At 48.5% G+C, this 18,842-nt stretch carries 16 protein-coding genes; 5 read left to right on the top strand and 11 right to left on the bottom strand.

The window, feature by feature from the left end:
• Nucleotides 1–78 precede the first annotated feature (78 nt).
• Together BM292_RS10200 and BM292_RS10195 are read left to right on the top strand one after the other, a co-directional pair.
• Complete coding sequence (locus BM292_RS10200; protein ID WP_092858207.1) at nt 79–1,215, top strand: PQQ-dependent sugar dehydrogenase; 1,137 nt, start codon at nt 79–81, stop codon at nt 1,213–1,215.
• 2 nt (nt 1,216–1,217) lie between these two features.
• Complete coding sequence (locus BM292_RS10195; RefSeq protein ID WP_092858205.1) at nt 1,218–3,206, top strand: TonB-dependent receptor family protein; 1,989 nt, start codon at nt 1,218–1,220, stop codon at nt 3,204–3,206.
• 66 nt (nt 3,207–3,272) lie between these two features.
• On the opposite strand, the gene BM292_RS10190 is transcribed toward BM292_RS10195, so the two are convergent.
• The gene (locus BM292_RS10190; RefSeq protein WP_092858203.1) at nt 3,273–3,953 is read right to left on the bottom strand and encodes a type 1 glutamine amidotransferase domain-containing protein; all 681 of its coding nucleotides are present in this window, start codon (nt 3,951–3,953) and stop codon (nt 3,273–3,275) included.
• Nucleotides 3,954–4,033: 80 nt separating this feature from the next.
• Here BM292_RS10190 and BM292_RS10185 point away from each other — a divergent pair, with 80 nt between their 5' ends.
• Both BM292_RS10185 and BM292_RS10180 read left to right on the top strand, forming a co-directional pair.
• Nucleotides 4,034–4,528 carry a PH domain-containing protein gene (locus BM292_RS10185; protein ID WP_092858201.1) on the top strand — a complete coding sequence of 165 codons (495 nt, stop codon included), beginning with the start codon at nt 4,034–4,036 and terminating at the stop codon, nt 4,526–4,528.
• Nucleotides 4,521–6,002, top strand: a complete 1,482-nt coding sequence (locus tag BM292_RS10180; protein ID WP_092858199.1) for a PH domain-containing protein — start codon at nt 4,521–4,523, stop codon at nt 6,000–6,002. Before BM292_RS10185 ends, BM292_RS10180 begins: the two co-directional genes overlap by 8 nt.
• Nucleotides 6,003–6,025: 23 nt before the next feature.
• Here BM292_RS10180 and BM292_RS10175 read toward each other — a convergent pair whose 3' ends face one another.
• The 6 genes from BM292_RS10175 to BM292_RS10150 all read right to left on the bottom strand — a co-directional run bounded on the left by BM292_RS10175 (nt 6,026) and on the right by BM292_RS10150 (nt 12,810).
• The gene (locus BM292_RS10175; protein WP_218151682.1) at nt 6,026–7,435 is read right to left on the bottom strand and encodes a glycosyltransferase family 2 protein; all 1,410 of its coding nucleotides are present in this window, start codon (nt 7,433–7,435) and stop codon (nt 6,026–6,028) included.
• Nucleotides 7,422–8,504 (bottom strand): HEAT repeat domain-containing protein, encoded by a 1,083-nt coding sequence (locus BM292_RS10170; protein WP_092858197.1) that lies wholly within the window; start codon nt 8,502–8,504, stop codon nt 7,422–7,424. Before BM292_RS10170 ends, BM292_RS10175 begins: the two co-directional genes overlap by 14 nt.
• Nucleotides 8,485–9,258 carry a YaiO family outer membrane beta-barrel protein gene (locus tag BM292_RS10165; protein ID WP_092858195.1) on the bottom strand — a complete coding sequence of 258 codons (774 nt, stop codon included), beginning with the start codon at nt 9,256–9,258 and terminating at the stop codon, nt 8,485–8,487. Before BM292_RS10165 ends, BM292_RS10170 begins: the two co-directional genes overlap by 20 nt.
• A complete protein-coding gene (locus BM292_RS10160) occupies nt 9,255–9,650 on the bottom strand; it encodes a response regulator transcription factor (RefSeq protein WP_092858193.1) in 396 nt (131 codons plus the stop codon). The genes BM292_RS10165 and BM292_RS10160 overlap by 4 nt, the downstream gene beginning before the upstream one ends.
• A 79-nt stretch (nt 9,651–9,729) precedes the next feature.
• A complete protein-coding gene (locus BM292_RS10155; protein ID WP_092858191.1) occupies nt 9,730–12,297 on the bottom strand; it encodes an EAL domain-containing protein in 2,568 nt (855 codons plus the stop codon).
• Nucleotides 12,298–12,348: 51 nt separating this feature from the next.
• Nucleotides 12,349–12,810, bottom strand: a complete 462-nt coding sequence (locus BM292_RS10150; RefSeq protein WP_092858189.1) for a methyltransferase family protein — start codon at nt 12,808–12,810, stop codon at nt 12,349–12,351.
• A gap of 47 nt (nt 12,811–12,857) precedes the next feature.
• Here BM292_RS10150 and BM292_RS10145 point away from each other — a divergent pair, with 47 nt between their 5' ends.
• On the top strand, nt 12,858–13,424 hold the full coding sequence (locus tag BM292_RS10145; protein WP_092858261.1) for a gamma-glutamylcyclotransferase: 567 nt from the start codon (nt 12,858–12,860) through the stop codon (nt 13,422–13,424).
• Here the strand turns inward: BM292_RS10145 and BM292_RS10140 are convergent.
• The 4 genes from BM292_RS10140 to BM292_RS10125 are packed head-to-tail and all read right to left on the bottom strand — an operon-like array spanning nt 13,421 to nt 18,808.
• Nucleotides 13,421–13,897, bottom strand: a complete 477-nt coding sequence (locus BM292_RS10140; protein WP_177203833.1) for a hotdog fold domain-containing protein — start codon at nt 13,895–13,897, stop codon at nt 13,421–13,423. The genes BM292_RS10145 and BM292_RS10140 overlap by 4 nt on opposite strands.
• Before the next feature lie 3 nt (nt 13,898–13,900).
• The gene (locus tag BM292_RS10135; RefSeq protein WP_092858185.1) at nt 13,901–15,013 is read right to left on the bottom strand and encodes an ABC transporter permease; all 1,113 of its coding nucleotides are present in this window, start codon (nt 15,011–15,013) and stop codon (nt 13,901–13,903) included.
• Between the two features lies 1 nt (nt 15,014).
• On the bottom strand, nt 15,015–17,741 hold the full coding sequence (rbbA, locus tag BM292_RS10130; RefSeq protein WP_092858183.1) for a ribosome-associated ATPase/putative transporter RbbA: 2,727 nt from the start codon (nt 17,739–17,741) through the stop codon (nt 15,015–15,017).
• The gene (locus BM292_RS10125; RefSeq protein WP_092858181.1) at nt 17,741–18,808 is read right to left on the bottom strand and encodes an HlyD family secretion protein; all 1,068 of its coding nucleotides are present in this window, start codon (nt 18,806–18,808) and stop codon (nt 17,741–17,743) included. The genes rbbA and BM292_RS10125 overlap by 1 nt, the downstream gene beginning before the upstream one ends.
• Nucleotides 18,809–18,842 lie beyond the last annotated feature (34 nt).

Below are 18,842 nucleotides of genomic sequence, written 5' to 3'. Positions count from 1 at the left end.
AAAAAGCAATCCAAAATTCAATTTAATCTATATTTACACTAGTAAAGATTCGTAAATGATCAATAAAAGGAGCACCTTATGTTACGCAATTTACTGGCCGTGAGTGTCACAGCGGCGTTAGCAATGACTACGACAAGCGCTGTTGCAGATACGGTTTCGACAGAGCGTCACAAGGTTTCTGTGAACACCATTACGGACAAATTGAACAAACCATGGGGCATGGCCTTTTTGCCATCGGGTGAACTGTTAATTACTGAAAAATCAGGCACGCTCCGTCGTGTAACTCGCGCTGGCGCGATTAGCGAACCATTGCAAGGGGTACCGGCGGTGGTTGATCAAAGCCAAGGTGGTTTATTAGATGTCGCGGTAGATCCTAACTTTGCCGATAATCAGTTCGTTTATCTCAGCTATTCTGAAGCCGACCCAGCTGGCGGCGAAGGCAATAGTACGGCTGTGATGCGCGCCAAGCTATCAAGCAATGGTTTAACCGACGGTAAAGTCATTTTCCGTGGTGCACCGAAGTACAAAAGCGGCGCACACTTTGGCTCGCGGTTAGTCTTTGCGCCAGATGGCCACCTGTTTGTTACCCTCGGTGATCGTTATTCAGCCATGGATGACGCCCAAACACTCGATAATCATCACGGTAAAGTGGTTCGCATTAAACCAGATGGCAGCGTTCCTGCCGATAACCCGTTTGTTGGTCAAGATAACGCGCTCCCTGAAATTTGGTCATACGGTCATCGCAACGTACAAGGCGCCGCGATTCATCCAATGACTGGTAAGCTATGGACTGTTGAGCACGGCCCGAAAGGTGGTGATGAAATCAATATTCCTGATGCAGGTAAAAACTACGGTTGGCCAATTGCGACCTATGGCGTGGACTACGATAACAGTATTATCAGTGACAAAACGCACGTAGAAGGTACTGTACAACCGCATTATTACTGGGTTCCGTCTATTGCTACTTCAAATATGATTTTCTACACCGGCGATAAATTCCCTGCTTGGCAAGGTGATTTGCTAGTCGCGGCATTGAAGGGTTCGCAAGTTGCGCGTCTTGATCTTGAAGGTGATCGCGTGATGCACGAGGAAACCTTGTTCGAGGAAGCTGTTACACAACGTATTCGTGACATTGAACAAGGCCCTGATGGCTACATTTATTTGATTACCGATGACCGCGCTGGTCAGCTCATTCAGATTAAACCTGCGGAATAACTATGTTTGTAAGCAGTCACTTACTGGTTTTATCAACGCTGGCTTCGGCCAGCGTTGCTGTTGATGAAGTCATTGTGGTGAATCAAAGTCGCCCGCTGACGGCGCAAGAAACGCCCGCTTCGGTAAGCAACCGTGACGTCGATGATCAGTCGGCTGGCCTGCGAATTGATGCGGCAGAGCTACTCAAAGGTTTGGCTGGTGTACAAGCCGACTCGCGAGCAAATTATGCGCAAGATACGCGCATTACCTTGCGTGGTTTTGGTGCACGTTCCGCCTTTGGTGTACGCGGCGTTATCTTGCAACTTGATGGTATTCCGCTGAGTATGCCCGATGGCCAAGCGCAGACCTCGAGCATTCTGTTAGATGAACCAGAGAACGTGCAGGTCATTCGTGGCCCTCTGGCAACGATTTACGGCAATAGTGCTGGTGGCATGATTCAGTGGTTCAGTGCGCGTCCTGATAGCTCTGGGTTGCGTTTCGATGCCATGTTTGGGGCAAACTCAACCCAGCGCCAGCTGGTGCAAGGTGAATGGGTAACCGATGGCAATGCGGTGCGATTAACTGGCGCTCGTTTACGTACGGATGGGCCGCGTGATCATAACCGTGCTGAGCGCGATCAGCTCGCATTACGTTGGTACCACGATTTAACCGATTCGATCGAAATGATTGTGCGCTTAGATGATAACTATGCGCCGTTTCTACAAGACCCAGGCTCACTAACGCCGGAAGATTGGCAGGCCGATCCAACTCAAACTTTCAGCGGTGCGACCCGTTTTAATACCCGCAAAAACATTCACCATCAGCAGGCCTCTGTATCATTGCGCAGCAAAGATGGGTGGCATGTCAGCACCTGGAAAGGTTGGCGCGAGATTGAACAGTATTTGCCGTTCCCCGGAACCGATATTCGTGGGTCTGGTTCGGTGATCGATTTACGCCGGAGTTTTGTTGGTATTGATGCCAGTTACGATTACCGGTGGGCGCTAGCAACCCCGCTAACCACAACGTTTGGTATTCATCATGCCGAGCAGGATGATCGACGTTTTGGCTATACTAATAACTTCGGCGAACGCGGCGATTTACGTCGCAACGAATTGGGTGAGGTCACGCAACAAGCCGCTTATACCTTATGGGATTGGCGGCCAACTGAACAGCTGACGTTGCTCGGCGGGCTCCGCTACAGTGAAGTTGAATTCGCCGTCGATGATTATTTTATTGTGTCAGAAAACCCTGATGACAGCGGCGCCCAACGCCAACATGCGTGGAGTTGGAGTCTCGGCGCTAACTATGCCTTGTCAGAACAGTGGTCGGTATTTGCTGCCCGCGGCAATGGTTTTGAAACGGCAACGCTCACGGAAATGGCCTACAGCAACACCGAAACCGGTTTAAATACTGATCTTGGGGCTGCCTACAATCAACAGTGGGAAATTGGTGTGAAGTGGCAAGCGCCGACTGTGCAGGCGCAACTGACCGCATTTGTGATTGATACCACCGATGAAATTGTTGTCGACCAAAGTCTTGATGGCCGCACCACTTACACCAACGCGGGTTTAACCCAGCGTGATGGGGTTGAGCTAGAAGTAAATTGGCTGGTGCATGAACAGTGGCAATGGCGCGGCGCGGCAACTTTACTCAGCGCTGAATATGCCAACGGCGCACGCTTACCTGGCGTCGCTGAACAGCAAATTTACAGCCAACTCGATTGGAATTATCGTCCGCAACAACGTCTCAGCTTAATTACCGAGTATCGCGGTGATGTCGCCGCCACCGATGCCAATGATGTGATTGCACCGAGCCACACCCTTTGGCATTTAAACTGGCGCGGCTCCTACGCAATGGGCGACTGGCAATTGAGTCCGCGGCTGAACTTGCACAACCTTACCGATGAAACTTACGTTGGCTCCGTGGTGGTGAATCAGGGTAACGGCCGTGCATTTGAACCTGGTGTCGGTCGCGAACTACAAGTCGGCATGCAGTTTAATCGTCGTTGGTAAGCCAGCGATACATACCTTGCAGCAGTAACAAAGCCACCTCTCGGTGGCTTTCTTATGAGCGGTTATTTAATTCTTTAACTTTTTCAGTAGTTGCTCGGCAACTGCCTCTGAACTCGCTGGGTTTTGACCGGTGATCAGGTTACCGTCAACCACCGCATACGGCTTCCAATCATCCACCTTTTCATAAAGGCCGCCCAACTCTTTTAACTTATCTTCTAACAGGAACGGAACCACGTCAGTTAAACCAACCGCGGCTTCTTCACTGTTGGTAAAGCCACTCACTTTACGGCCTTTCACAATAGGGTCGCCCGCTGGCGTTTTTGCATTTACCAATACTGCTGGTGCATGGCAAACTGCTGCCACTGGCTTGTCTTGCTCCCAAAACTGCTGAATGAGGCCAATTGATAATGGATCTTGGCTTAAATCCCACAACGGACCATGACCGCCAGGATAGAAAATCGCATCGAATTCATCCGCTGTTACATCACTCAATTTGAGGGTGTTGGCAAGTTGTGTCATCGCTGCTTCATCTTCAAACAAACGCACCGTTGCATTGGTTTGGGCATCGGCCTGTTCACTATTCGGATCGATTGGCGGCTGCCCACCTTTGGGGCTCGCTAACACGACTTCAGCGCCAGCATCTTTAAAGGCATAGTAGGGCGCGGCAAATTCTTCCGCCCAAAAGCCCGTTTTGTGGCCACTGTCACCGAGCTGCTCGTGCGAAGTTAAAACCATTAAAATTTTCATGAGCTTGCTCCTATTTTGTTGCTTCGTGTTAGAGTTACATGGATGCTACAACATACTTTTTCAAGTAAGGAACAGATCACATGGCAATCGCGTGGAAGCCAGTTGAGCAAAGTTACAAAACCTATCTCCAACTCATTGTGCTTATCGACATGTTAATACTGGCAGCTATCGGCGTCGGTATTTATGTGTTTGTCCCAGACACGAGTTGGTTACCGAATCCGCTTTGGTTCGGCATCCCATGGGCAGCGTTGACGCTGTTCTTTGGATTGTTTTGGTCGGCGCGCCGATTCCAGTTTACCGCCTATGCACGTAGCGCTGAGGCGATGTATTTACGCCGCGGCGCACTCTGGCGACTCACCCGCGCCGTTCCTTTGAACCGCATACAACATGTTGAAGTTCGGCAAGGTTTCATTGAGCGCACGCTCGGTTTAGCCCATTTGACGCTTTATACAGCAGGGAGCGGCGGTGCTGATTTAAGTATTCCAGGATTGCAGTTAGCCGATGCCGAACAAATGAAAAGTGAACTGGTGAGCACGATTGCGGCTGAGCCAACCGAAGAGGCTGAGCATGACTGATTTGGTTTGGCAACGCACGCCACTACTGACCATTGGCTTCTTTATCGCCAAAGAAGTTCGCAATCTAGTTCGTAATATCACCAATTTTATTCCGGTATTAGCTGCGATTTTCGTGAGTAATAGCGACTGGTTGCCCTACGCTGTCATTGGTGGCTATCTCGTTTTTATTATTGTCAGCGCTATTTTAAACCATCATTTCTTTTTGTATGCGCTGGCTGATGATGCGGTGCATCTGCGCACCGGTGTGCTTGGCAAAAAAAGCCTGACCTTAAAGTATGAGCGCATTCAGCAAGCTGAACTCGATCAGAGCTGGTATTTTCGCCCGTTCGATTTAGTTATTTTGCGCGTTGATAGCGCTGGCTCGGCAGGGAAAGAAGTCGAAATTCCAGGTTTGCCTATCGATTTGGCGCAGCAACTGCGACAGCGGATGCTGTCACAAGCGCAAAGCACTCAACTTACACCTGAAACAGACAGTGATGCTGGCGCAATCGAAGCGGCTCCGGAAACTGAAGTCGTTTTTTCATTGAAAGAAATCATTCGCGCCGGCATCATGGACAATAAAGTTTTTGTTCTGCTAGCTGTACTGATTTATCCGCTCTCACAAACCGATGTTTTAGAAGAAACTGTGGTGCCATGGTTAGAAGCCAACATTGCGTTTCTGGAAGAAAGTTTATGGTTAAATGTCGCACTTATTGTGGCCGCGTTGGCGCTACTTTTTGTGCTAGCCATAGGCGTCACGCTGGTGCGTTATTACAATTTACACTTCAGTATTCTCAACAAGCGTTATCAAGCAAAAGCTGGTTTGTTTACCATTCGAACCGTCAGCTTTCGCTATCAGAAACTGCAACGTGTTCAGTTGCGGCAAAACCTGCGCGGGCGGTTATTAAAGCGCTTCAGCTTGCGTGTGAGTCAACTGCAACCTTCAGCTCATGCCCAGCAACAAACAGGTAACGCCTCGTTTATTCTACCAGTACTGACCCAATCGCTGGTTCGCGATCTCTGTCAATGGCTGCAGTTACCACGCCACGACAATCTTAATTGGCAACGTATTCACTTTATTGCGTTGCTGAATCCGTCATTTTGGATTGCGCTTGTTGCCCCCAGCGCTTTGGCTATTGCTTACTTTAATGACGTGCCACTGATATGGAGCTTGCTTGGTGCCGTAGCACTTTGGCTGATGATGCAAAGTTACGCGATTGCTCGCTGGCGTAACTACGGTTTTACCTTCGATAACGGCTGGTTGGCCATAAAGCGCGGCGTGTTTGGGCGTAAAGAGAACTGGTACCCACTATATAAAGTGCAGCAAATTGATGTTTACCAATCGCCCTGGCTACGTTTGTTAGGTTATGCCGATATTCTTGTGCATACCGCTGCCGGAGCTGAAGTGATTAAGTATCAACCGGCGCAGCTAGCCAAACAACTACAACGAGATTGGGCAGGACAAATCGGACGAAACTACCAGCGCTGGTTGTAAGCGGGGATTGCGTCGCGAAACACCTAATTAATACTACCAACCCGCTTCATTGCGCCCCAATGATGTTTTCGTCCACGTGCCCATTGCCAAAAACCGCGCATGCGCCACCAACTATTGAGCTGTCGGTATCCAAAATTTTCCAAAACAGCGACAACGATAAGTTGTGCGAGCGCGCGATTTGACGAATAGGTTTTGAAGGTGAGCTCTTCAAGTATCAACGAAAAAACAGACATTAACACACCAAATCCAAAAGCCGCGACAATAAAGGTGAGGGTAAAGCTGATACTCACTGCGCCGGTGATATAAAAGTATGCCGATAACGCATACGCCAGCAACTCAAGTAAAGGTCCGAGCCCCTCAAATAACAACATGAACGGATAGGCGAGCCAGCCAACGGTGCGCCCACGCAACGAGAAAAATAACTGACTGTTGCGAGTCAAACTTTCCAGAAGGCCTCGTTGCCAACGAATACGCTGATTTTTCAAAGTTTGTAAATCTTCCGGTGCTTCGGTCCAACAAACCGGATCCGGTATGAAAGCAATATGATACGGCTTTTTCTTTTGTTGAAAGTGGCGATGTAACCTGAGCACGAGCTCCATATCTTCACCAATGGTTGCCGTTTGATAACCACCACAATCTAACACCGCACGCTTTTGAAATAATCCAAACGCACCAGAAATAATCAACATTCCGTTGAGCGGCGACCATCCCATGCGGCCGAACAAAAATGCACGCAAGTATTCAATCACTTGGAATTTCGCAAGCCACGACTTGGGTAATCCGACTTTGGTTAGCAAGCCATGACGGACTTGTGAGCCATTCGCGATTCGAATCGAACCACCTACCGCAATCGTTTCAACACGATCAATAAAAGGTCGGACAATTCGCTGCAAACTATCTCGTTGTAAAATCGAATCGGCATCAACTGCACAAAAGAGCGGATACTTTGAGGCATTGATACCCGCATTTAAAGCATCGGCTTTGCCTCCATTCTGTTTATCGATCACCCGTAGCTGTGGATATTCCTCGGAGCGATAGACACCTTGAATCGCTTGCGTTTTCAGTTGCTGACGATAGGCCTCGGTATGCAAGTGGAGGTTAAATGCTTGTTGAAGCTGTTTTAAGGTGTCATCCTTTGACCCATCATTGACAACAATGACCTCATAGCGCGCATAATCTAGCTGCAAGATACTCTTCACTGAAGCAACAATACTGGCGGATTCATTATAAGCCGGAACCAATACCGAGACTGGCGGCAATAGCGGGCCATAACTTTCTGGTAAAAGCGTGTTGTCGTAATCTTCCATATAACGTCGAATCGCCCGATAGCTCATGACGTTGAGCAAAAAATAAATGGCGGTTAACCCTAAAAAGTACACAATGAATAAAAGCTGAGCGATTTCAAGCCAAGTTAAATGACTATAGGACACCATATCGAATCTCCGTCGCGACTTGCTGCAGCATTGTTTTCGCGTACTCATCAGTTAAAGTTTCAGAACGCTTCAACAGTGCGTCAATGTCAACGTTTGGCTGTTCAAGCAAGCCCTCGGCAGCCCGATAACGAACCCACCATGAGCTATCACACAGAAGCGTCCACAAGAGCTCGATATCCTGCGGTTCAGCTAAGCGGGCTAGCGCCGCTGTTGCTTGTATGCGTATTGGGTTGATATCACTACGCGTAAAAACTCGTACTACCGGTAATAGTTTGGGAGTCGAAATGAGAGCCAAAGTAGCAGCGACCACGTCGACATTATCCGAAAATTTATCAAGGGTTTGTCGGATAAACGCTTCTGACATCGGCAACTCCATCCCTTTTATCACCCTCAGTAGATACCCAGCATGTTGCGGTGAATTGGTCAAAATGCTCTGGCTAGTCGCTTCACTGAGAAGTTTCGGTGGGCATTCGCGCAAGATGGTCACGAGCCTTTCAGGCGCAATGAAATGAACGTTTTTTAACAACAAGGGTAGGGCCGTTTTTGCGTCATAGCGCATCAGCGCTCGCAGTGCCGTAAGAATAACCATACTGCTATGGTGATCCGTCAACTCTGCCAAGCGAATGACCGCTTTGGCTGACATGTGCTGCAAATCGCCCAACGCGATACAACACGCAATCAAATGCCGCGTATTATCAGATTTCATCACTCCCAGAATCCGCGGTTCAAACTTCAGCGTATCGGCAAGGCGTTGCAGACCATCATCCGCATCGCCGCGAACATATTGATGCATCTGCGACCACTTCTGAATCACCCACAAAAAGATATCAATATTGGTCTTAAATTCTTTCGCTCGAACGGGATCTAATTCAATTGCTTCGCGTTTATCGCACGCACGAAATAGCACCATTTGCCAATAGAGCTTACGTTGTTCGATTTCTTCTTGGCGCCGTTGATGTTGACGCCGTAAATAGAACAGCACGACCAACGTGAAAAGCACCGCAACTAGAATGAACAGCGCAATGGAAGAAATAATGGTGAACATTTGCTCAGAAGTGATAGCGAACACCAAATTGCGTCCCTATACGATCGTAATAATCACCTTGTTGTTGGAAGTTAAACGCCCAACGCCAATCCCAGCTTTGATTCAATTCATGTAAACCGTACAACGCGATACCTTTAACGCTGGTTGCAACAATCTCATTTGCGTTGATTTTTTCAATTTCATCACCCGCATTTAATGCAACTGTCCAGTGACTGCGTTCGCGGTAGTAATAACTCAAGCTGGCTTGGTGCGACAATCCATCACCGTCGCCAGCTTGGAGCTGTTCATACCGAATTCTATAAGCCCAGCGCCAGCGATTAATATACCGCTCTAAACCTAGACTATAGCCTTGACTAGTACTACTCGACCAACTGTTACGATGCACGCCAATACTGGCGATGTAGCCATTGCCTAATTCACGTGATGCATAACCGTTGACACTGTATTCAGGGCGCACGCGCTTTGTGGAGGAATAAGACACCTCAAGCTGGCTTTGCCAGAGCTCATTGATTCGAAAGTAACTACCAACAAACCATTCATTATCAAATTGTGAAAATCGCTCTGTTCTTTGATAACGCGCGTAACCCAACCAATCAGGCGATATTTGCCTTTCGTAATTAAGATAGCCAAGTGACCAATCGGTGTAATTGCCGCTCAGCCAATCTTGGCCAGCCCCAATCTCGAACGAGCTCTCGTTTTCAGTGTTTGCTAATGCCGACATTGATATCAGGACAGCAATAGGCACGAAAGTTAATTTAAACCAGCCAGATTTAATCACCCCTGCGAACTCCTTTTTATTTGCAGCAGCTTGCGAATACGCGCCTGTAACTCTTTCGGTTGGAAAGGTTTGATCACATAATCATTTGCGCCTTCATCCAACGCACTGGCAATATCATCTTCGTCTTGCAAATCAGTTAGGACTAACGCAGGAATGTGCATGATTTCAGGTGAACGCCGAATCCAGCGAAGTAGTTGACGACCTGTGATGATAGGTAACAGCAGATCAAGAATAATTAAATGATAAGAGGGATTCTCGCGTAGCTCCTTTTGGGCGAAGTCGCCATCACTAACCGTCTTAACTTTATAGCCTTCTCGATTCAGCAAGAACTCTAATAGCTCTCGCAACGTTTGATCATTTTCAACAACCAAAATTTGTTTGGTACTCGGCATCAGCTCACCGCTTCCTAAATCGCTTCTTTAAACTTAAAACTAGCAGAGTAGAAAGGTTCTCTCAAACTAAGAAAACTGTTTAACTTTCAGAAACAAGCTTGAGGTTTTGAGTAAATCGTTGTTGCCACTCCGCAATCGGTGCGGGTTGACCAAACAGGTAGCCTTGGAATTTTTTGCAGCCGAGTGCTTTGAGGTGCGCTAACTGTTTCTCGGTTTCTACGCCTTCGGCGATAACCGAGAAATTCAAGTTTTCGCCAAGCCCAATGATTGTTTTAATGATAATTTCATCGTTCGCATCCGCTAACATATCGCGCACAAATGATTGATCGATTTTGAGCTGTTGTAACGGTAACTTTTTCAAATAGGCCAAAGAAGCATAGCCAGTGCCGAAATCGTCGAGTGAAAAACGAACGCCAAGGTCGCCTAATTTACACATGCGTTTAACGGTCACTTCAATATTGTCGATGAGCATACCTTCGGTGATTTCAAGCTCCAACAAACCTCTTGGCATGCCCGCTTCATGCAGACAGTGCTCAACCTGCGCGACAAACCCACCATGACGAAATTGTCGTGGACTAATATTCACCGCCAGCGGAATATTTTTTAGCGCATCAATGTGCTGCCAATCCCGCAAAGTCCGACAAGCTTGTTCAATCACCCAAGTGCCGATTGGAATAATTAAGCCACTGGCTTCGGCAATCGGAATAAATTCGGCTGGGCTAATACTACCCAAATCAGGATCGGTCCAGCGTAGCAGTAACTCACCAGCGACAACTTCGTTTTGTGTATTTACTTGTGGCTGCAAATAAACTTCAAGCTCTTGATGTTGCACCGCTTTTCGAAGCGCAGACTCAACCAACATACGGCGAATAATCGCTTCTTGCATAGCTGGATTGAAAAAGCGAATGGAGCCACCACCTTGCGCTTTTGCTTCAGAAATAGCCAAGTCAGCATTTTTTAGCAAGCCGGCAACGTTATCTTGGCTATCGGAAAACATGGTAATACCAATGCTTGCAGAGGTTGTATGTTTAATGCCGCCAAGATCAAACGGTTGGGCAAGCGCATCGAGAATCTCTCGTGCCCAGTTTCGCACGTCCATAACGGCTTGGTCAGTGTCTTGACTGATATCTTCTAAAATCACGACAAAATCGTCTGACCCCAAACGCGCTGCTGTATCCGTTTCATCAATGTGCGCGCGAATACGCTGGGCGACCTCTTGTAACAACTGATCGCCGGCTGCATGCCCAAAGGTATCGTTGATGACGGTAAAATGGGTCAAATCAATCGCGACGAGTGCACCCTCATAACCCGTGCGGGTCGCACTCGTCATGGCATGTTCTAGATTTTGCAGTAGTAGCTTTCGGTTCGCCAACCCGGTGATGTTGTCGTAATACTCCAACTGCGTCAGCGACTCTTTAATATGAATATGCTCAGTAATATCAGTTGAAATACCGCACAGTGCGTATACCTGACCTTCAGTATCTTTCAACGGAATTTTCACCGAAAGAAAATGCCGAACATCACCACTTTGCGTTGCGTTGTCTTCTTCATTAGATACCCGTAGCCCTTGTTTAATAACACGCAAGTCATTCTCGCGCAGGTGCTCACAGGTTTTTGCATCAAAGAAAGACATATCGGTTTTGCCGATGATCTGCTGCGGCGTTGTTCCTAAATAATCACACACCTTTTTATTGGCGTACTGATAACGCAGATCACGATCTTTGATAAAAATGTAGGCTTCAACTGAATCTAAAATGGTATTTAACTTCAACTCACTGTGCGCGAGTTCGAGTGTGCGTTGTTGCACCCGACGACGTAAAAATAGTGACACGCCAACAACCAACATTAATGCGCTCACCAGCCCAAGTACCAGCGACCACGGGAAAGGCTCGACATCGGTGGTATTTGCTCGCCATTTTTTTAAGGTTTGATACAGAGGCGACTGCGGATTTTGCTGCCACGTTTGCAAATAGTCATCAATTTTACTCAGCACCGGCTGCATCTCTTCACGCGTTGCCGCAACAAATAGTCGCGCCGGTTGAAACATCACAGGCGTGGGTTCTAAATCAAGATCGCGGGCTTTAATATCGCCATATAAGTGATTAGCCGCCACCGCCTCTGCGCGATTATCCAGCACCGCCTGAAAACCTTCATCAAATGAATTCACAGGGATTAGCGTGACATTTAGACCAAAATTCTTGGTGATGTCGGCAAGATAATTTTCTTGGATGGAGTTTTCGAGAACGGCTATGCGGACGTTATCGAGATCAAGTAGCGTGGTGACTTTTAGATTTCGCTTACTGTAAAGTTGCGACCAAGAGTGGAGAAATGGGGTTTCATGAAACCGCAGAGTTTCACCGCGCTTAGTACTTAATGCGACATCCGGCATTAAATCGATTTCGCCGCGTTGCAGCAGCTCTAAGCAATGATTCCAATTACACGGCACGGCTTCAATACGCCAGCCCTCGCGGCTGGCCATTTCTAACATCAAATCACCAAATATGCCGGACAATTGGCCCTGTTCAACCAATATTTTCGGCGGGTTTTCATACCCCCCTACGCGCAATGTTGTTGGTTGTGAGTAAGCCGCTTGTAACCATACAAGTGCGGCAAGACCCAGAACAAGCTGCCCCCATAGTCTACGCAAGCAAATAGCCTTTTTAATGAATTAAGTTAAATATATAGCAGTGATTTTTAATTAAAACCAGCGTCTCACCTGTTTTCGATATGCAATAAATGATGGACCAAATTTCTCCTCTAGAATGCGCTCTTCTGGAATAATTTGATAGCGATTAATGAACAAAATATAGACAACTAACCACAGCAGCGCCGGTAAGCTCGCCAACCACACGCCCCAACCGGCCAGCGCCAATAAAAAGCCAAGATACATTGGGTTGCGCGTGAAGCGATAAATGCCGCTTACAACAAGCGCGCTACTCGCATTGGGATTCATGGGATTTGCCGTGGTTTTTGCCTGACGAAAGGCAATGACGCCTGCTACAGCAATAAAAGCCCCTGCCGTCACCAGCGCAAACGCTAGTGCTTTAGCGTCGGTAAAGTGCCACGCATCCATTGGCAATAGGTGTGATGTCGCGGCCATCAAGCCAGCGATGGCAAGTACCACCACAACCGGTGGAATTTTTAACTCTAAACTACGCATACCGCGACTCCTTATTTGTTTTTAGATTTGATACCATTACCGCTGTTATGTCACACAATACCATTGCCTTAAATCAACAACGTCAGCCACTAGACCACCTTGAGTCGGTCTGGCTATTCGGCTATGGCTCGTTGATTTATAAAGCGGATTTTCCATATATACAACGCCGACCTGCCAAAATTCATGGGTGGCTGCGGCGTTTCTGGCAAGGCTCACATGATCATCGTGGCACACCAGAAGCACCGGGGCGCGTGGCTACTTTAATTGAAGCGCCTGATGCCGTTTGTGCTGGTATGGCATATGAGGTAACGCCAGATGTGTTTGCCCACCTCGATCACCGCGAAAAGAACGGCTACTTACGCTTTTTCACCGAGTTTGAATGGTTAGATGGCTCAGGTTCGGTGACTGGCTTAGTCTATGTGGCGGGGCCTGACAATGAAGCGTTTTTGGGCGAAGCTTCGGAGGCTGACATTGCGGCTCACATCGCACGCTCCCATGGCCCAAGTGGCCCCAACGATGAGTACTTATTAAAACTAGCCGATGCCCTGCGTGACCTTGGCGAACACGATGCCCATGTGTTCGCCATTGAAGAAGCATTAAAAGAACTCGGTTAAGCTTTCTTCTTACTCGGTTTTGCCGAAATATAAATCGTAATGGTGCCGTCGATAACTAAGGTGCCGTCGGCACGAAAGCCTTGCACAGTAACCGGCAAATCACCCTCAACCCAAGCATCTGGCTCACTCGTTGCTACAATGCGAATATCACTATCGGCTTTTGCGGTGTAATTCACCTGCATGCCTTTGGGTATCCAACGCAAATGCTTTGGAATAGTCGCCTCAGCTAATGCGCCCATCGCCATTTCTAAACCGTTACACAGCGCAATCGCATGAACTGTGCCGATGTGATTCGCCACGGCTTTGCGCTTTTTAAAGGTTAACTCGCAATGGTTTGGCTCTAATGTTTCGATAGTGGGCTTAATGGTTTTGAAATAGGGCGCCTTGGCCGCAAACATGCGCGAGAAAAGCGCGCGTCCGAACGGATACTTCAACGTTTTGTGGTAGAGCTTCAACAGATAATTGTCAGACATAATTTACGCCATACTTGCCAGAGTTTTGCGAAAGCGCGCGAGCGCAATAATAAACAGCCCCAAGCCTATCACAATCAATGCGAAAAGCTGTGGCCAAATAATGCTTAGCCCTGCACCACGGAACAAAATGGCTTGGCTTAATTCAATAAAATGGGTGGTCGGGGCGGCGCTCATAATCCAACGAATCATGTCGGGCAAACTTTCACGCGGCGTCATCCCGCCGGATAAAATTTCCATCGGAAGTATGACCAAAATGAGTAGCAAGCCAAACTGTGGCATTGTGCGCGCAAAGCTGGCGAGAAAAATGCCCAGCGACGTGGTGGCAAACAGATGAATCGCCATACCAAGCATGAACAATCCGAGGGAACCTGCGATGGGTATGTGTAGCGCACTTTGCACCACAATAATGAGGCTTAAACTGGCAGCGACCAGCACAATGAGCGCCATTGACCAAACTTTTGCTGCCATGATTTCAAACGGTGTAATCGGCATCACCAATAAATGTTCGACCGTGCCATGTTCGCGTTCTCGCAATAGCGCGGCGCCGGTCAGAATGATCGACAGCATGGTAATTTGCGAAATCACTTCGTTAATTGCTGAAAACCAAGACGGATCAAGTTGCGGGTTGAAGCGAGCGCGAAGACTCAATTGCACCGGAATATCTATATCCACTTGAGCAAAATTCATCAGTTCTTGCTGAATAATCGCCTGAATGTAGCCGTTACCAGTAAATGCTTGGCTCATGCGTGTGGCATCCACTATCACTTGAATTGCTGGCGCATGACCCGCCAATACATCACGCTGCAACCCACTGGGCAAATGCACAATAAACGTAAATCGACCTTCGTCCATTAATTGGTCAGCGCGCTGACTATCAATCGGCTCAGGAGGTAAAAAGTAAGGCTCACGAAATGCCTGAATAAGCTGTTGCGAGAGTTGTGACTGGTCATCATCAATCACCGCAATGGGCGTTTTATGCAGTGTTTCTGGCATCGCTGAGGCGGCAGTATAGATTGAAACACTAAACGCCATCACAATAATCAGCAACAAGATTGGGTCGCGCCAAATAGCTCTGAGCTCCTTCACGCCAAGATGCAAAATGTGACGTATCTGCATGCTAACGCTCCTGCTTCCGCAATAATAACGCACCGAGCGTCAAAAGAATCGGGATACTAGCAATCAGTGGCCACAATGCCGGCCACAGGTCACTCAGTTGGAGCGCCTTGGAGAACACGCCACGAGTGACAATAATGTGGTAGGTCGTGGGGAAGATTTCGCCCAACACTCGGGCGCCGCCCTCTAATGACGGTACCGGCGTGATTAATCCGGAAAACTGTGCGGCCGGAAGTATGGTCGCTAAGGTGGTCCCAAATAATGCTGCGATTTGACTACGCACAAATGCCGACATAATGAGACCGAAGGTGGTCGCAATAATCACATAGCAGAGCGTGGCAAAGCTAAGCGCGAACCAGCTGCCAGTAACCGGCACATCAAACAGGTACACGGCAAGGACCATTAAAATCAGAAAATTGGCCATGCCAAGCACCACATACGGCACTTGTTTGCCAATTAAAAATTCAAGCTTGGTGGTAGGTGTCACATAAAAATTCAGCATTGAGCCCAGCTCTTTCTCGCGCACCACAGCTAACGAGGTAAGAATTGCCGGAAACATCAGGAGCAGTAATGGAATCACCGCCGGCATCATGGCCGGTAAACTTTTCACGTCTGGGTTATAACGAAATCGGGACTCAATCTGGGCAAGCCCGAGACCACTCGTCATGCCTTGCGCTCGAGCTTGTTGAAGTAGCCAGTGATTATGGATCCCTTGCACATAGCCTTGCACCGATTCACCGCGCATGGGTAATGACCCGTCAATCCAAGCGCCAATCTCTACACTTTCTCCACGATAGAGATCGCGCGCAAACCCTGTTGGAATTTCAATAACAAGGCTTAACTCACCGCTACGCATGCGTTCATCGAGTTCATCATAACTACTCACTGGGGCATGCGCATCGAAGTAGCGACTACCGGATAAACTCCCGACATAATCACGACTCAGTGATGTTTGGTCGCGATCAAGTACGGCGAACGACAAGTCTTCGATGTCCATATTCATGCCATAGCCCAGTACAGCCATGAGTATGACACTACCAAGCGTGGCCATAACCAAGCGGATGGGATCACGCATCAATTCAATACTTTCGCGGCGTAGATGACTCCACCAGCGCCGCCAGCTAAATAAGGTCGATTGCGGTGGCACTTGCTGACCACTAAATAATTCCTGCTGAGTTGTTGCCGATGGTGCAGTCTGCTTTTGAATTGCTTGTTGTAAGTAGGCAACAAATGCATCGTCGAGGGATTCAGCACGTTGCTGTTGCATGATGGCCAGCGGTGTGTCGGTGACTAATACTTCGCCCGCATGCATTAACGAAATGCGATCGCAACGCTCGGCCTCATTCATAAAGTGAGTTGAAATAAAAATGGTGACTTGTTGTTCGCGCGCCAAGCGCAACATAATACGCCAAAATTTGTCACGGGCTACAGGGTCAACTCCCGAGGTGGGTTCATCAAGAATCAATAATTCCGGCTGGTGAATCATCGCCACTGCGAGGCTCAAACGCTGTCGCTCGCCGAGCGGCAAATCATTGGGTAATAAATCGAGAATACTTTGAATTTCAAACTGCTCCGCCATTGTCGCAATACGTGCATCAATGGTGTCGCTCGCCAGCCCAAACAAGCGCGCATGGAGAGCAAGGTTTTGTCGCACGGTTAGCTCACTGAACAACGAGAATTGCTGCGTCATATAACCCACCCGTTTACGAATAGCGACTGAGCTTTTTTGCGCCGGCGCGCCAAACAGCCAGGCTTCTCCTTCGCTCGCTTCGAGTAAGCCGGTGAGCATTTTCATGGTGGTGGTTTTGCCGCACCCGTTCGAGCCCAAAAAACCGAAAATTTCGCCCTTGTGAACCTGTAAGTTCACATCGCGGACTGCGGTGAAATCACCAAAGCGCATGGTTAGGTGGTGGGCTTCAATAGCAATTTCGCCAACGCTGGTGTCCGCGCGTGGCGTGATTTCAAGCGGCTGGTAATCCTGTTCATGCGGGAGTAGCCGAACAAATGCTTGCTCGAGATGGTCGGATTGCGTTTGCGCCAATAAATCTGTTGGCGTCGCTTGGCGCAAAATTTTTCCGTCATACATCGCCACCAACCAGTCAAATGCGGCAGCCTCTTCCATGTATGCGGTTGCGACAACGATACTGAGCTTTGGCTGCACTTTACGAATAGCCGCAATGAGCTGCCAAAATTGCCGACGAGACAAAGGGTCAATACCGGTTGTCGGCTCATCCAGAATCAAACAATCGGGGTCATGTATCAGTGCACAACATAGCCCCAGCTTTTGCTTCATGCCGCCGGAGAGTTTGCCGGCAGGGCGTTGTTGAAACGGCGCCAAACCGGTTGCATCCAGCAGTTGCATAATGCGTTTATGTTTCGCGGTTCCTTGCAAGCCAAATAACCCTGCAAAGAAATCGACATTTTCGTAAACACTTAAAGTGGGATAAAGGTTTTTACCTAATCCCTGTGGCATGTATGCAATACGCTGATACAAGCGGGCGCGACCGCGCCGTGAACGCATGGATTCATTGAGCACCTCAATGGTGCCGTGTTGTAATTGCCGAGCGCCAGCAAGCAATGACAGTAACGTTGATTTGCCAACGCCATCGGGCCCGATAATACCTACCGTTGTTGCTGGCGGAATGTTCAGCTCAATCTGCGCCAATACTTGTTTGTCGCCATAGTGATGACACACGTCGTGCGCCTTAATGACAAATTCAGGCACGGACATTAGTTTTGACCAGTGAGTTGCAGATACTCCGGCCATGGTTTTGAGTTATCAGTGCGAACATAAGCTACCCCAGGTAACCCTGTTTTAACTTGCTCGATATATTGTTCCAGTAAGGCCTGAGAAATCTGTGCGCGCACTCGAAACATCAACTTTTCGCGCTCTAACGATGTTTCGACGGTTTTAGGTGTAAATTGTGCTTCGTCAGCAATAAATGAAATCGTTGCGGGAATGACATAGTTTGGCGCGGCATCAAGCACAATGCGAGCTTCGCTACCCAGTGCTAACTTCCCGACAACGGCGGTTGGCAAAAAGAAGGTCATATACACATCTTTTAAATCCATCATATTGAGAATGCGGCCGCCAGCACCAACAATCTCGCCTGGGCGCGCAATAATAAATTGAATACGGCCGTCGCGCGGCGCTAATAATTCACTATCACTTAACTCAACCTGAAGCCGCTCAATCGTGGCTTGCGCGGCTTCAACGGTTGACTCTGCGCCGGAGACATTGGTCTTGGCTGCAGCAATCGCCGCATCAGCGGCAGCAATTTGCGCGCGGGTAGCGGCAATCGCAGCCTCAGCGCCAATCAGTGCAGCCTTGGCATTATCAAGATCTTGTTGTGACATGGAACCTTGCTGAGCCAGCTGCTCGGTTCGCGCATAACGAGCTTTGGCTAACTCTAATTCTGCTTGGCGCTGCACCATTACCGCTTCAGCAGCTGTTTTCTCTGATTCACGCAGGGTGACTTGGCTTTGCGCGGCAATCACGGCACTTTGCGCTTGGCGATGCTGCGCCTCAGCTTGATGCAACTGGGCTTGCATAGCAGCAGTATCTAACGTAGCTAAACGATCGCCGCGCTTTACAAACTCGCCTTCACGCACATCGATGGAGGCGATGCGACCCGGTGTTTTTGCCGCAATATTGATTTCAACGGCTTCGATACGCCCATTACCGCTTGCGATATGGCTAGGTTGCTCGTTGGTCAATTCAGCAAAGTAAGTCCATGCCAACCAAGCGGCAATAACTAGCACAATAATCCGTAACACCCATTTTGTTGCCGGCTTCATGGTCACTCCATTGTCAAATCAAGCTGTACTTACT

This window comes from Pseudidiomarina tainanensis (assembly GCF_900115255.1).
In the GTDB taxonomy this organism is placed as follows: domain Bacteria; phylum Pseudomonadota; class Gammaproteobacteria; order Enterobacterales; family Alteromonadaceae; genus Pseudidiomarina; species Pseudidiomarina tainanensis.
Note: the sequence above shows the minus strand (reverse complement) of the source record. Positions and strands in the feature narration are given on the sequence as shown.

Excerpts from the sequence above, each read along its gene's own strand:
- BM292_RS10135 (WP_092858185.1), bottom strand. The coding sequence starts at position 15,013 with ATGCAGATACGTCACATTTTGCATCTTGGCGTGAAGGAGCTCAGAGCT.
- BM292_RS10185 (WP_092858201.1), top strand. The coding sequence starts at position 4,034 with ATGGCAATCGCGTGGAAGCCAGTTGAGCAAAGTTACAAAACCTATCTC.
- BM292_RS10175 (WP_218151682.1), bottom strand. The coding sequence starts at position 7,435 with ATGGTGTCCTATAGTCATTTAACTTGGCTTGAAATCGCTCAGCTTTTA.
- BM292_RS10145 (WP_092858261.1), top strand. The coding sequence starts at position 12,858 with ATGTCACACAATACCATTGCCTTAAATCAACAACGTCAGCCACTAGAC.
- BM292_RS10150 (WP_092858189.1), bottom strand. The coding sequence starts at position 12,810 with ATGCGTAGTTTAGAGTTAAAAATTCCACCGGTTGTGGTGGTACTTGCC.
- BM292_RS10190 (WP_092858203.1), bottom strand. The coding sequence starts at position 3,953 with ATGAAAATTTTAATGGTTTTAACTTCGCACGAGCAGCTCGGTGACAGT.
- BM292_RS10140 (WP_177203833.1), bottom strand. The coding sequence starts at position 13,897 with ATGTCTGACAATTATCTGTTGAAGCTCTACCACAAAACGTTGAAGTAT.
- BM292_RS10195 (WP_092858205.1), top strand. The coding sequence starts at position 1,218 with ATGTTTGTAAGCAGTCACTTACTGGTTTTATCAACGCTGGCTTCGGCC.
- BM292_RS10125 (WP_092858181.1), bottom strand. The coding sequence starts at position 18,808 with ATGAAGCCGGCAACAAAATGGGTGTTACGGATTATTGTGCTAGTTATT.
- BM292_RS10160 (WP_092858193.1), bottom strand. The coding sequence starts at position 9,650 with ATGCCGAGTACCAAACAAATTTTGGTTGTTGAAAATGATCAAACGTTG.
- BM292_RS10180 (WP_092858199.1), top strand. The coding sequence starts at position 4,521 with ATGACTGATTTGGTTTGGCAACGCACGCCACTACTGACCATTGGCTTC.
- BM292_RS10200 (WP_092858207.1), top strand. The coding sequence starts at position 79 with ATGTTACGCAATTTACTGGCCGTGAGTGTCACAGCGGCGTTAGCAATG.
- rbbA (WP_092858183.1), bottom strand. The coding sequence starts at position 17,741 with ATGTCCGTGCCTGAATTTGTCATTAAGGCGCACGACGTGTGTCATCAC.